This is a genomic window from Paenibacillus sp. P36, from assembly GCF_045866505.1.
Classification (GTDB): Bacteria; Bacillota; Bacilli; order Paenibacillales; family NBRC-103111; genus Paenibacillus_E; species Paenibacillus_E chondroitinus.
This window is the reverse complement of the sequence record NZ_AP038372.1, coordinates 2,019,966-2,033,797: the sequence shown is the minus strand read 5'-3', so window position 1 is coordinate 2,033,797 and position 13,832 is coordinate 2,019,966. Positions and strand designations below refer to the sequence as shown.

Genomic DNA, 13,832 nt, shown 5'->3' with positions numbered 1-13,832 from the left:
TTTTCACCATATCTCCATATAAATGTGACCAACTCTGTCATAACTAGCGCATTCAACAAAAAAAGAGCCAATCCCCTTGAGGGAGACCGACTCTTCGTTTGTTATCCAATTAGCCTGTTACAACTTTAATTACGCTGCGAACAGAGGCTGCTGTTTTGTCCAAAGCTGATTTTTCTGCCTCAGTCAGTTCGATATCCATAATTTTCTCGATACCATTCCCACCAAGGACAGTCAGAACGCCCATGAACAAGTTATCATAGCCATATTCGCCTTCAAGAAGAGCGATTGTAGGAATGATACGTTTTTTATCTTTCAAAATAGCTTCGGTCATTTGCACAAGGGACGCTGCTGGCGCGTAGTATGCACTACCGTTACCAAGCAGGTTAACAATCTCCCCGCCGCCCGTACGAGTCCGTTGTACAATGGCTTCAATACGGTCAGCTGGAATCAGCTTCTCAATTGGCACTCCGCCTGCGTAAGTGTAACGAACAAGTGGAACCATGTCATCGCCGTGTCCGCCGATTACAACTCCTTTAACGTCCTCAACCGATACATTCAACTCTTGTGAGATGAACGTCAAGTAACGAGCTGTATCCAGTACACCCGATTGGCCGATTACACGGTTTTTCGGGAAGCCCAGAGCTTGATAGGCAACATAAGTCATTGCATCAACTGGATTACTCAAGATGATAACGATGGAGTTCGGAGCCACTTCTTTTACGTTTTCACAAACGGATTTCACGATACCCGCATTCGTGTTTACCAAATCATCGCGGCTCATTCCCGGTTTACGGGCGATACCAGCGGTGATGATCACGATATCGGAATCAGCTGCATCTGCATAACTGGAAGTACCAGTGATTTGAGCGTCGTAACCTTGAACCGGGCCAGCTTCGAGCATGTCGAGCGCTTTCCCTTTTGTAGGGTTTTCCAATTGCGGGATATCTAGAAGAACAACATTACCAAGTTCTTTTTGAGCTAACATAAGAGCAGTTGTTGCTCCTGTGAAGCCTGCACCGACAACAGTAATTTTATTACGACGGATTGCCATTTGAGATGTGCCTCCTAATAATGATTAGTTATCGTACCCTTGGAGCGTTAAAAATGATTAAGCCATGTTTTTGATGATTTCATTCGCGAATTCGGAGCATTTAATTTCAGTTGCGCCATCCATCAAACGAGCAAAGTCATAAGTAACGGTTTTGTTGTTGATCGAAGTTTCCAAGCCTTTGTAGATCAATTGAGCTGCTTCCAACCAGCCAAGGTGCTCAAGAAGCATAACGCCGGAAAGGATAACGGAACCTGGGTTAACAACGTCAAGACCTGCGTATTTAGGAGCTGTACCATGTGTAGCTTCGAAGATCGCGTGACCAGTCAAGTAGTTGATGTTTGCTCCTGGAGCGATACCGATACCGCCTACTTGTGCAGCAAGTGCATCAGACAGGTAGTCACCGTTCAAGTTCAATGTTGCGATAACATCAAAATCAGTTGGACGTGTCAATACTTGTTGCAACGCGATGTCAGCAATCGCATCTTTTACGATGATTTTGCCAGCAGCTTCTGCATCTTTTTGAGCTTTGTTAGCTGCTTCAGCGCCTTCTGCTTCTTTGATACGATCATATTGTGCCCATGTAAATGTTTTATCACCATATTCACGCTCAGCCAGCTCGTAACCCCAGTTTTTGAACGCGCCTTCTGTGAACTTCATGATGTTGCCTTTGTGAACCAAAGTTAGCGTTTTACGGCCATGTTTGATTGCATACTCGATTGCAGCGCGTACCAAACGCTCTGTACCTTCAGAAGATACTGGTTTTACACCGATACCTGAAGTTTCTGGGAAACGGATTTTGTTAACGCCCATCTCGTTTTGCAAGAAGGAAATTACTTTCTTAACCGCATCGGAACCAGCTTCCCACTCGATACCTGCATAGATATCTTCTGTGTTTTCACGGAAAATAACCATATCAACCAACTCAGGACGTTTAACCGGTGAAGGTACGCCGTTGAAGTAGCGAACTGGACGGGAACACACGTATAGATCAAGCTCTTGACGAAGCGCAACGTTCAGGGAACGGATACCGCCACCGATTGGTGTAGTCAGAGGTCCTTTGATGGAAACGATGTATTCGCGCATAGCTGTTAGTGTATCGTTAGGCAACCAGTTGTTGAATTTGTTAAAAGCTTTCTCACCTGCGAAAACTTCGTACCAAGCGATTTTTTTCTCGCCTTTGTAAGCTTTCTCTACAGCAGCATCAAGAACGCGTACGGAAGCCGCCCAGATGTCAGGACCTGTACCGTCACCTTCAATGTAAGGAATGATTGGGTTGTTAGGTACTTGCAGAACGCCATTCTCGATGGTGATTTTTTGACCTTCTGTTGGCAGTTCGTAAGATTCGAATTGTGGCATGATAGTTCCTCCTAAGATTTGTTTAAAATAGCATTAATGAGTTAACTATGGTGCAATACGCTGCATGCTTATGGCAGTCCCTTCCGACCGCTTGTTATAATCCATTTTCTTTGAACAATTTTCATATGTAAATAAATCGATTATAAAGGCGGGCACTACGTTTCTCCAGGCACTGCCAAGCACTCCACTAGTTACGTTACTACAAAGAGTACCCTTTACACAAATGCAACTCGTCACCGTAGTAGAGGCAGAAGAGTGGCAGACACACAAAAAGCGACGGGAGTTGCGGTACACCCCGGGGAGCATAAGTCCCTGAAGCTTTGGTACCGAACTGCCCGCACCTTGAGTTTACATCTAATTCAAACGAATTAGCGAGCGCTAATCGGAATGTATTTTTGGTTAACCGGGCCTGTGTACTCAGCGCGAGGACGGATCAAGCGGTTGTTTTCGTACTGCTCAAGAATGTGTGCAGTCCAACCGGATGTACGGCTGATCGCGAAGATCGGTGTGAACAGGTCGCGCGGGATTTCAAGTGTTGTGTAGACAGAAGCGGAGTAGAAGTCTACATTCGGTTTCAAGCCTTTAAGTCCTGTCACCAGTTCATCCGCTTTGACGGACATTTCATACCATTTCAGGTTGCCAGTCAATTTGCCAAGCTCGTAAGACATTTTTTGCAAATGCTTCGCACGCGGATCTCCGTTTTTGTAAACACGGTGGCCGAAGCCCATGATTTTGTCTTTACGCTCTAATTTGCCGTTAATGTAAGGAACTACGTTCTCTACAGTACCGATCTCTTCCAGCATAGCCATAACCGCTTCGTTCGCACCACCGTGAAGAGGTCCTTTGAGCGTGCCGATAGCTGAAGTAATACCGGAGTAAATATCAGTAAGTGTAGCAACTGTTACGCGTGCCGCGAATGTAGATGCATTCAGTTCGTGGTCAGCGTGAAGCACTAACGCTTTGTCCAAAGCTTCAATCGCAACTTTGTCCGGCTCTTTGCCCGTCAATTGGTACAAGAAGTTAGCCGCTACGGAAGAATATCCTGGGGAAGCTAACGGTTCTTTACCTTCACGGATACGAGCGAAAGCTGCAATGATGCCAGGGATTTGCGCTTGCAATTTGATCGCTTTACGAACGTTGGATTCTTGGCTCAGGTCGTTCGCTTCTTCATCGTACAGAGCAAGAGCGGAAACAGCCGTGCGAAGCGCAGCCATGGAATTAACATCTTTCGGGAATGTTTTCAACTGGTTGATCACCGCATCAGGCACCTTGCTATAAGCGTTCAGGTCGCTTTGCAGTTTCTCAAGCTCAGCTTGGTTAGGGAGTTTGCCGAACCAAAGCAAATAAATTACTTCTTCAAATGTCGCATTTTCTGCGAGGTCATCAATATCAATCCCGCGATATGTTAACACTCCATCTACAATGGAGCTAATCGACGAGGTCGTGGCTACAATTCCTTCTAAACCTTTGGTTGCAGTCATTGGAATCTCTCCTTAGCTACTCTATTAGCAAAAAATTGCTTTTTTCCTAACTTTAATAATAAAGTATTTTACTCGGTAAGTGAACAAAAGAGGACATAAAACTTCATTATCACTACCATAAAGAATCTTTTTGACACAAAAAAGCCATTTTATTTTGCTTCACAACGAAAAACACACGCTACAAGTTTTTGTTTATTTCCCCGAATTATACAAGAAATTTGCAAAAGTTTGTCGAGTCGCCCTTCCCTTGATACAATGTAGGCAAAGTATCAGTGATTTCTCGGATAAAGGAGCAAATACATGAGCAGCGGCACAAAAATCGGCATCATCGATATCGGGTCCAACTCGATACGACTTGTGATTTATGAAATCAATGAGCTGGGAGCCTACCGGGTAGTAAGCGAACACAAGGATTCCGCAAGGCTCAGCGAGCGCATCGGTTATGATGGCATTTTACATAGCAAAGATATTATTTCTATTGTCCCCATTCTTTCGCATTATGCGCTTTTATGCCGGGTACATGAAGTTCAAACGGTTAGAGCCGTAGCAACTGCAGCCATTCGCAACGCGGTCAATTCAGAAGAGATCGTACGTGTCCTTGAGGAACAGACCAGCCTGCAGATTGAAGTGCTCAGCGGATCGGAAGAAGCGCGCTATGGCTATTTGGGAGTCATCAACACCATCGATATTCGGGACGCTCTCGTCATCGACATTGGCGGCGGCAGCACAGAGGTAACTTTACTGCGCGATCGGAAGCTGATGAACAGTGTGTCCTTTCCATTCGGTGCCGTGAACACAACTCATCAATTTATGAAAAACGCGAATCTCACGGAACAAGGGGCAGCCGATATTCGTCGCATGGTTGAAGAGGCGATCGCCGACCATCCCTGGATTACCCAGTCTCCGAATCTGCCGATGATCGGACTCGGCGGTACGATTCGAACGCTCGGCAAAATGAGCCAGAAACGCTCGAAGTACTCCTTGCAGCTTGCGCATAACTACGAACTGAAGCCCGGAGAGCTTCGATCCTTCGTCACCCTGCTGTCGTCCCTTCCCATCGAAAAGAGAAAGAAAGTCGACGGCCTATCCAAAGAACGCTCCGATATTATCGTGCCGGGACTTCTTATTTTAGATACCTTGTTCCAAGCTGCAAATGCCTCCCAGTGCATCGTCAGCGGTTCAGGACTGCGAGACGGTATATTCTTCGAGATGTTCGATCCCAAGCACCCTATTAAGCAGGATGTCCTGGAAGCCAGCATCCACAACTTGCTGTGCCTTCATCCCAATGGAGCGGAGAAGCATGTTCGACGCGTCGACCAGCTTGCCATGCTGCTCTATGACAAGCTTGAGGTTCATGCGAACCTTGAAGAAGGCAGTTGGCGTTATCTTCACACTACCGCGCTCCTGCATCGTATTGGTGTCAGTGTACACTATTATCAATATCTAAAGCATACGCAGTATATGCTGGCAAATGCCCGCATCGATGGGCTCACGCATCGTGAGATCGTGATCTGCTCGCTCATCGCGACGTACAAAACAAAAAGCCGGACCCATCAGCAATCCCTTGCTTACAAGGATTTGTTGAAAGAATCCGACGAGATGTTGATTGTAAAGTTAGGCACGCTTCTAAAGCTTGCAACTGCGCTGGATCACAGTGAAACTCAGCCTGTTCAAAAGTTGGTCGTTACACGATCCGATACGTCCTTGACGCTTAAACTGCTCTGCGTACACAACCCGATTTTAGAGTTAAAAGAGCTCGCAGCCATAACCAAAGATTTCGAAAAAGCGTGGGGCCTCAAACTTAAGATTCAAGCTGGAGTTTTTTCCAAGACGTAATTTTCATGGCCTCGAACTGGCTCCGATAAGGGGTCAGTTCATTTTTTATTCTGGCATACATGCCGTTAGACATAAGCTCTCTGGCTTTCACATTATCATTCAGACTGACGTTCAGAATCGAAATCATCATTTTCTTCATCTGCGGGTCAATAACTGGACACATCAACTCAATTCTACGCGTCAAATTCCGTGTCATCCAATCCGCGGAGGATAAATAAACATCAACGAGATCGCCATTTTGGAAATAATAAATCCGTGAATGCTCCAAGAACCTGTCTACGATACTCCGCACCGTAATATTCTCACTAAGTCCAGGAACTCCTGGACGTAAGCAGCAGACGCCGCGAACAATTAATTCAATCTTCACGCCTGCTTGCGACGCCGCATACAGCGCATCCACGACTTCCTGATTCGACAATGAATTCATTTTGGCTATGATTTTCGCCGGTTTGCCTTCTCTCGCATGGGCCGCTTCCCTTTCAATCAGCTCGAACAGCTTATCTTTAAGATCTGTAGGAGCTACGGCAAAAGACTGCCAGTCATGCGGAGCCGAGTAGCCGGTAATTTCGTTGAACAACGCCGAAGCATCCTCACCAATGATACTATTGGAGGTGAAAAGCCCTACATCTGTATAGAGACGGGCTGTATTGTCATTATAGTTCCCTGTCCCCACATGCACATATCGGCGAAGGGTATTCTCTTCTTGACGTACGACCAAGGTAATTTTGGCGTGTGTCTTAAGCCCGACAAGTCCGTAAACGACATGACAGCCTGACTTTTCCAGCATTCTCGCCCAAGCGATATTCCGTTCTTCGTCGAAACGCGCCTTCAGCTCCACAACCACCGTAACCTGCTTGCCGGATTCCGCGGCTCGTGCCAAGGATTGAATAATCAGCGAGTTCCCGCTTGCCCGGTACAAGGTCATTTTAATCGCAAGTACTTTTGGATCATAAGCCGCATGGACAATGAAATCCGTCACGGCATCAAAAGTTTCATAAGGGTGATGAACGAGGACATCCTTTTGCTTCAGCACTTCGAAGAAATCCACCTCATCCTCAAATTCCACCGGATATTTAGGGTTCACCCTCGGGTATCGAAGATTTTCAAAACCATTCAGCGTATTCGCCAGTTTCATAAAATAAGTGATGTCGAGCGGCCCATCAATTTCAAAGGTCTGTTCTTCGATTTCGAACTCTTCCTGCAATTGGGCAAGCGCATAAGGGTGAATGCCTTCTTGAACCTCAAGCCGTACAGGAGAGCCCCAGCGCCTGCGTCTTAGCTCTTTCTCGATCTCCTCAAGGAGATCTTCCGCCCCTTCTTCATTGAGCGTTAGATCGGCATTACGAGTCACCCTGAAGCCATGAACCGATATCGGGATGTAGCCGCTGAACAACGATTGTATGTGATGCTCCATTAATTCTTCAAGTAGAATAAATTCCTGTTTCTTGCTATTAGGCCGTGAAGGTACGGAGATATAACGGGATAAATTGCTAGGAACTTGAACAATGGCAAAATACGGCTCATCATCCGGATCATCGCCTTCTCGGATGAGCAGGACAGCCAAATAGACAGAATGATTATGTACGAGTGGGAACGGTCGGCTCTGGTCCACGGCCATCGGCGTTAATACCGGAAAAATAATATCGTGGTAGTAAGCATCCATCGCTTTCTTCTGACTCGTATTCAAGTCCTCGTATTCGGTGAACACGATGCCTTCTCTCGTCAACAATCTCGTGACTTCACGATACGTTTTGTACTGTTCATTCACCATTTTGTTCGTGCGTTTCATAATCCGTTTGATTAGCCCCGCAGGTGTGTAGCCGGTAAAATCTTTTTTCGTATATCCAGCTTTAATTTGATCCTTCAGACCTGCAACACGAACACTCATGAACTCGTCGAGATTGCTAGATACGATAGCCAGAAATTTCACACGCTCAAGCAGTGGAGTGCTTGGATCTTGAGCTTCCTCCAAAACTCGCCAGTTGAATTCGATCCAACTTAAGTCACGATTTAAGTATTTGGTCGAAATCTCTTTGAGTTCCTTTTGTTCCTTGAGCTCTTTAACTTCCTTCAGATCGGGTTCTCGCGCAATACTCATAAAGCCTCCAATTAAATTATCTAGTTTATGGTTTCATTGTACTATGTGTCTGGAATACCGACAATGCAGATCCCCCTCCACTATTATATTAAGATTTTGTAAAGGGATGTTCGTTTCCGTATTTATCCATGTTCATGTTACAATACAAGGAACTGAACCAAGGAGAGAAGAACGATGGGTATCCTCAATCCGCGCTTAGTTCACCAGATTTTCAGAGGTATTTGGGTGGCTTTAATCATAGCTGGAATCGCCTACGCTTTCTACTACGTTATCCCACTGATTTATCCTTTTATTTTTGGCTGGATTTTGGCGCTTATGCTCAATCCAATTGTGAATTTTTTTCAATTCAAGCTCAAATTTCCGCGATGGCTTGCCGTCAGTTTCTCTATGCTTCTCTTTTTAGCAGCCATGGTTACGGCCATCACCCTGTTGGTTGCCAATATTGTTGTGGAATTAGGATCGCTTGCGGATACCCTGCAGCTTCAGATTAACCGTTGGGTGGAGCAGTTCAATGTGTTCATCAATTCAACAGCTTTCCAAGATTGGATCGAGAAAATCAATGAGTTTTTTGAAAATAACCCCAAATATCAGGAAACCGTTAATAACAACCTCTCGTCCACGGCAGGCTCCATTGCTGATGTGAGTAAATTTATTATTAATTATGTCTTTAACACGCTCAAAAGCTTGCTCACCTCGCTGCCGAATATTGCAACAATTACGATTATCATCATGTTAGCTACTTTCTTTATAAGTAAAGACTGGTACCAACTCATTCAAAGATACAAAGGCATTTTCTCCGATCTCATCGTGAAAACCACGCAATTGATTCGCAACGATTTGCAAAAAGCATTGTTCGGGTACATACGCGCACAGCTTATCCTGGTATCGCTGACCGCATTGGTTGTCATTATCGGTTTGCTTGTCCTGCGTGTCGACTATGCCATCACCATCGGTTTACTGACTGGTTTGGCAGACTTGATGCCTTACTTGGGAACAGGCGCGGTTATGGTACCGTGGATTTTGTACGTGTTTTTTGCGCAAGGCAATCTGGTTCTGGGGATCGGACTTAGTGTCCTGTATGGCGTCATCGTGATAGCCAGACAGATTATGGAGCCTAAAGTACTCGCCTCCTCCGTCGGTCTAGATCCTTTGGCTACGTTAATTGCGATGTTCGTGGGGCTGAAGCTGTTCGGTCTCCTTGGGCTCATTATTGGCCCTGTGTCCCTCATTCTCATTTCCGCTTTTTATCGGGCAAGAATCTTTCATGATATCGCTACCTACATAAAAAAAGGCTCGGCACCTTCTGAATAAGAGGGTCCGAGCTTTTATTGTGATGATTTGCTTTTGTGCGGCTTATCTTCGGTTAATCCAATGAATATTACCTTTACTAATTTGTCTTTGGATCAAAGCAAGCAGCATGACTTTGAATATCGGTCTCGTATACGGAAAAACAAGCAGAAACCCAAAGATGTCCGTAATAAAGCCTGGTGTAATCAACAAAATACCGCCGAGGAAAATACAAATGCCATCCATCAATTGCTGCGCCGGCAGTTGCCCTTGCGACCACTCGAATCGCGCATATTCCAACACTTTGCGCCCCTCGCGCTTAGCGAAATAAATGCCCAGGAAACCACTTAACAGGATAAGCCCGAATGTCGTCCAGCCGCCGATAAAGTGACCGAGTGCAATCAACACAGAGATTTCAATGGCAGGCACTATGATGAAAATAGCAAGAATGATACGAAGCATTAGCCCATCCCCTTTAAGAGTACTTAGATAACAGCTGCCACAATTCCGGCGCTTCCTTCTCTATACGTACTGGCCTCCAAGAAGGATTCACCCAAACATGCCGCGTTGTTCCTGTTACAAGTAATTCCCCCGAATTCTCTTCTACGCCTTCCGCCGCATCCTCGTTCACTTTACGAATCTCATAGGTAAAATGGAGGCGCACCGAGGTCATCTCCAATACGCGAGTGTTAACACTTACCAAATCGTCGTAACGAGCCGGCTTCTTAAACTTCAGATCCGCTTCTACAACGGGAAGCAGCAGACCTTGTTCCTCAATTCTGCGGTAAGGATAGCCAAGCTCCCTGATCAGCTCTGTTCGCCCGATTTCGAACCAGTTCAAATAATTGGCATGATACACAACACCCATCTGATCCGTTTCCGCATATCGCACGCGCAGCTGGTGCTGATACCAGTGTTCCTCGTTCATGATTATCCATTCCTCCTGAGACATTGTTATGTGCTAAGTATAACATAGTGGATGGAGGAACTCTCTTTTGGGCGGAGCATAGTTCCCTCGGCAACAAAAAAGAGGCCATCCAGACGGGTCTTAACAGCCCTTTCTAGATAACCTCTTCGTTTATATCCTACAGAACACTCGCTTGTCCAGAGTAGATAATGCCTACTTCCGGATAGATCGAAACTTCTGTACCATCTTTAATAAGTTCAACAGCGTTCTCAACGCCTACGATAACTGGGATACCCAGGCTAAGCGCAACAACAGCCGCATGAGAAGTGATACCGCCAACTTCCGTAATTAACGCGGAAGCTCTTTGTACAGCCGGCATGTACTCTTTGTCTGTAGTTACCGTAACTAGCACGGCTCCATCAACCATTTTGGCATTAGCTTCTTCAGGTGTGCGAGCTGTGACAACGATGCCCGTAGCCGTTTGCATACCGATACCAGTACCTTTGGCAAGCATTTCGCCAACATGATGAACTTTGATCAAGTTCGTTGTTCCAGAACGTCCAACTGGGACACCTGCCGTGATAACAACGATATCACCTAAGGACACGAGTCCTGTTTTGATGCTGCTATCCACTGCAAGGTTGAACAGCTCGTCTGTCGTTTTGGCTTGTTCGCTCATTACAGGGATAACACCCCAAACGAGAGATAAACGACGGATCACTTGCTCGCTTGGTGTAATCGCGATGATCGGTGACTTTGGACGGTATTTGGATACCATTCTTGCTGTATATCCACTTTCTGTAGCTGTCAAAATCGCTTTCGCTCCAAGCTCCAGCGCCGAGTTAGCTACTGCTTGAGAGATAGCTTCCGTAACTGTAACTTGTTGTGCTTGTGCTTGACGAAGGAAGATTTCTTTGTATTCCAAAGCTTCTTCTGCACGCTCAGCAATACGAGCCATCGTTTGTACGGACTCAACTGGGTATTTCCCTGCAGCTGTCTCACCAGACAACATTACTGCGTCTGTTCCGTCGAATACGGCGTTCGCCACGTCACTTGCTTCTGCGCGAGTTGGACGCGGGTTGCGCTGCATGGAATCAAGCATCATCGTTGCCGTGATAACCGGCTTACCAACGATGTTACATTTTTTGATCATTTGTTTTTGAACAACCGGCACATCTTCAGCTGGAATCTCAACACCAAGATCTCCACGGGCAACCATCAAACCATCGGAAACTTCGAGGATTTCATCCAGATTGTCTACGCCTTCTTGGTTCTCAATTTTACTGATGATTTGGATGTGCGTTGCGTTATGTCTTTCTAGCAATTCACGAATTTCCATAACGTCGCTCGCTTTACGAACGAAGGAAGCTGCAATGAAATCAACACCTTGCTCGATACCGAAAATAATATCGTTGGCATCTTTTTCTGTGATACCTGGAAGGGAGATTTTCACGCCTGGCACGTTAACGCCTTTTTTGCTTTTGATTGTTCCACCGTTGACGATACGGCACTCGATTTCAGTTCCACGAATGTCAACAACAGTAAGACCAATCAAGCCGTCATCGATCAGAATCGTGGATCCTACTTCAACGTCACGCGGCAGATCCGAGTAAGTAACCGAGATACGGTCTGCATCTCCCAAAATTTCTTCTGTTGTCAAAACAATGTGCTTGTCCTGAACAAGCTCAATCGGTTCTTCTTTCAATTTACCGGTACGGATTTCCGGTCCTTTCGTATCAAGCAAGATAGCTGCTACTTTGCCAGTCTCAGCGGATGCAGCGCGAAGGTTGCGGATACGTGCGCCATGCTCTTCAAAATCTCCGTGGGAGAAGTTGAGACGGGCAACATTCATTCCCGCTAACAAGAGTTTTTTCAAATTTTCTTGTGATTCGCTTGCTGGTCCAATGGTACAGACAATTTTCGTTTTACGCATGGTTTCCCTCCTGAGTGAATGTGAACCGACCAATGTCTCTAAATTTACGGTAACGGTCCTCTAACAGCTCCTGTTCGGTCAAGCTCAGCAAAGGCTGAAGCTGTTCCCAGATCGCTGTTTTAATAAATTCTGCTTGTGCAGCCAGATCACGGTGTGCGCCGCCTTTTGGCTCTGGGATGATGCCGTCAATGACGTTCAGATCCTTAATGTGATCTGCCGTAATTTTCATTGCTTCTGCCGCATGTAAAGCTTTGGAAGCATCTTTATATAAGATGGAAGCCGCGCCTTCCGGACTGATAACCGAATAAATCGCATTTTCCAACATCAACACCTTGTTGCCAACTCCTAATGCCAACGCGCCGCCGCTGCCGCCTTCACCAATGACAATACAGATGATCGGCACGCGAAAAGAGGCCATTTCCAGCAAATTTCTGGCAATCGCTTCTCCTTGACCACGCTCTTCAGCGGCATTCCCGGGGAATGCGCCCTTCGTATCAATAAACGTAATAATTGGACGGTTAAACTTGTTCGCTTGGCGCATCATGCGCAGCGCCTTACGGAAGCCTTCCGGGTGGGGACAACCGAAGTTGCGAGCAATATTATCCTTCGTATCTTTCCCTTTTTGGTGCCCGACAACCGTAACGGGAATGCCGTTAAATTTGGCTAGTCCACCTACAATCGCAAGGTCGTCTCCATACAAGCGATCTCCATGAAACTCTATGAAATCAGTAAAAATAGATAAAATATAATCAATCGTCGTCGGTCTTTGCGGATGACGAGCCAATTGCATTTTTTCCGCAGAAGACATACTTGCATAAAGTTCATCCTCAAGCTCTGCGTATCTTTCTTCCAAACGGCGAATTTCTTCCGAAAAGTCAATTTGCTTCTCTGCTCCAAATTTGCGCAGCTCAGCAATTTTGCTCTTCAGTTCCGCCAGCGGCTGTTCAAACGGCATTTCACCCGCCATAAGTCGCTTCCCCCTTCACTCCGTGCATGTCCAACAGCTTGATTAACGTAGGTCGCAGATCCTTGCGAGGTACGACCTTATCGAGCTGACCATGCTCGAGATTGAATTCTGATGTCTGGAAATTATCCGGCAGCTTTTGTTTAATGGTTTGTTCAATAACACGGCGGCCTGTGAATCCAAACGGTGCTGCTGGTTCAGCGATAATAATGTCACCCAGCATCGCAAAGCTTGCGGATACACCGCCGAAAGTTGGATCCGTGATGACGGAAATAAACAGCCCGCCTTCGTTGCTCAGCTTGGATAAGGCTGCGCTTGTCTTGGCCATTTGCATCAAACTTAGAATACTTTCTTGCATACGAGCGCCACCTGAAGTGGAATAAATAATAATAGGAACTTTCTTCTCGATGGCAGCTTCAACAGCTCTCGTGATTCGCTCTCCTACAACGGACCCAAGTGATCCGCCCATGAAATCAAAGCTCATTGCCGCAATCACAACCGGATAGCCGCCAATGGTGCCTTCACCGGTAATAATCGCATCTTGTAATTTCGTCGTGCTCTTCGCTTTATCTAATTTCTCAACATAATCAGGAAACTGCAAAGGGTCCTCAGAAATCATATCCGCATCGTATTCCAGAATCTGGCCTTCATCGAGCGTTAATTGAATACGTTCCAATGCGCTTAAACGATAGTGGTAGCCGCAAGCTGTACAGACTTTTAAGTTTTTCTCTAGCTCTTTACTCGTTTGAATGGTACCGCATTTCGGGCATTTATTCATTAACCCTTCGGGAATTTCCCTTTTTGTTTTCTCGGAAGGAATCGTTGCGTATTTACGCTTTTGAAATAAATCCTTTAGCACATTTCCACCTCTAATTGGCTGTTATCGTGAATCTCTGACAAGCCAGGTTACTTGCTTCTA

At 45.9% G+C, this 13,832-nt stretch carries 11 protein-coding genes; 2 read left to right on the top strand and 9 right to left on the bottom strand.

Going from position 1 to position 13,832, the window contains the following annotated elements; all coding sequences use genetic code 11:
• Positions 1 to 109 precede the first annotated feature (109 nt).
• The 3 genes from mdh to citZ all read right to left on the bottom strand — a co-directional run bounded on the left by mdh (position 110) and on the right by citZ (position 3,888).
• On the bottom strand, positions 110 to 1,051 hold the full coding sequence (mdh, locus tag ACKTT9_RS09305; RefSeq protein ID WP_157322941.1) for a malate dehydrogenase: 942 nt from the start codon (positions 1,049 to 1,051) through the stop codon (positions 110 to 112).
• 57 nt (positions 1,052 to 1,108) lie between these two features.
• Positions 1,109 to 2,407 (bottom strand): NADP-dependent isocitrate dehydrogenase, encoded by a 1,299-nt coding sequence (icd, locus tag ACKTT9_RS09300; protein ID WP_407871319.1) that lies wholly within the window; start codon positions 2,405 to 2,407, stop codon positions 1,109 to 1,111.
• 368 nt (positions 2,408 to 2,775) lie between these two features.
• On the bottom strand, positions 2,776 to 3,888 hold the full coding sequence (citZ, locus tag ACKTT9_RS09295) for a citrate synthase (protein ID WP_127457423.1): 1,113 nt from the start codon (positions 3,886 to 3,888) through the stop codon (positions 2,776 to 2,778).
• 300 nt (positions 3,889 to 4,188) lie between these two features.
• Between citZ and ACKTT9_RS09290 the strand changes: the two genes are divergently transcribed.
• Positions 4,189 to 5,724, top strand: a complete 1,536-nt coding sequence (locus tag ACKTT9_RS09290) for a Ppx/GppA family phosphatase (RefSeq protein WP_407871318.1) — start codon at positions 4,189 to 4,191, stop codon at positions 5,722 to 5,724.
• On the opposite strand, the gene ppk1 is transcribed toward ACKTT9_RS09290, so the two are convergent.
• A complete protein-coding gene (gene ppk1 / locus ACKTT9_RS09285; protein WP_407871317.1) occupies positions 5,690 to 7,822 on the bottom strand; it encodes a polyphosphate kinase 1 in 2,133 nt (710 codons plus the stop codon). The two genes, ACKTT9_RS09290 and ppk1, sit on opposite strands and share 35 nt — an antisense overlap.
• A gap of 174 nt (positions 7,823 to 7,996) precedes the next feature.
• Here ppk1 and ytvI point away from each other — a divergent pair, with 174 nt between their 5' ends.
• The gene (ytvI, locus tag ACKTT9_RS09280; protein WP_127457420.1) at positions 7,997 to 9,133 is read left to right on the top strand and encodes a sporulation integral membrane protein YtvI; all 1,137 of its coding nucleotides are present in this window, start codon (positions 7,997 to 7,999) and stop codon (positions 9,131 to 9,133) included.
• Between the two features lie 42 nt (positions 9,134 to 9,175).
• Here ytvI and ACKTT9_RS09275 read toward each other — a convergent pair whose 3' ends face one another.
• The 5 genes from ACKTT9_RS09275 to accD all read right to left on the bottom strand — a co-directional run bounded on the left by ACKTT9_RS09275 (position 9,176) and on the right by accD (position 13,772).
• Positions 9,176 to 9,571 carry an FxsA family protein gene (locus tag ACKTT9_RS09275; protein WP_407871316.1) on the bottom strand — a complete coding sequence of 132 codons (396 nt, stop codon included), beginning with the start codon at positions 9,569 to 9,571 and terminating at the stop codon, positions 9,176 to 9,178.
• A 13-nt stretch (positions 9,572 to 9,584) separates the two neighbouring features.
• Complete coding sequence (locus tag ACKTT9_RS09270; RefSeq protein WP_407871315.1) at positions 9,585 to 10,061, bottom strand: acyl-CoA thioesterase; 477 nt, start codon at positions 10,059 to 10,061, stop codon at positions 9,585 to 9,587.
• A gap of 133 nt (positions 10,062 to 10,194) precedes the next feature.
• Entirely contained in the window at positions 10,195 to 11,949 is a 1,755-nt protein-coding gene (gene pyk, locus ACKTT9_RS09265; RefSeq protein ID WP_127457417.1) for a pyruvate kinase, read from the bottom strand.
• Positions 11,942 to 12,916 (bottom strand): acetyl-CoA carboxylase carboxyl transferase subunit alpha, encoded by a 975-nt coding sequence (accA, locus tag ACKTT9_RS09260; protein WP_127457416.1) that lies wholly within the window; start codon positions 12,914 to 12,916, stop codon positions 11,942 to 11,944. Before accA ends, pyk begins: the two co-directional genes overlap by 8 nt.
• On the bottom strand, positions 12,906 to 13,772 hold the full coding sequence (accD, locus tag ACKTT9_RS09255) for an acetyl-CoA carboxylase, carboxyltransferase subunit beta (RefSeq protein WP_127457415.1): 867 nt from the start codon (positions 13,770 to 13,772) through the stop codon (positions 12,906 to 12,908). The genes accA and accD overlap by 11 nt, the downstream gene beginning before the upstream one ends.
• Positions 13,773 to 13,832 lie beyond the last annotated feature (60 nt).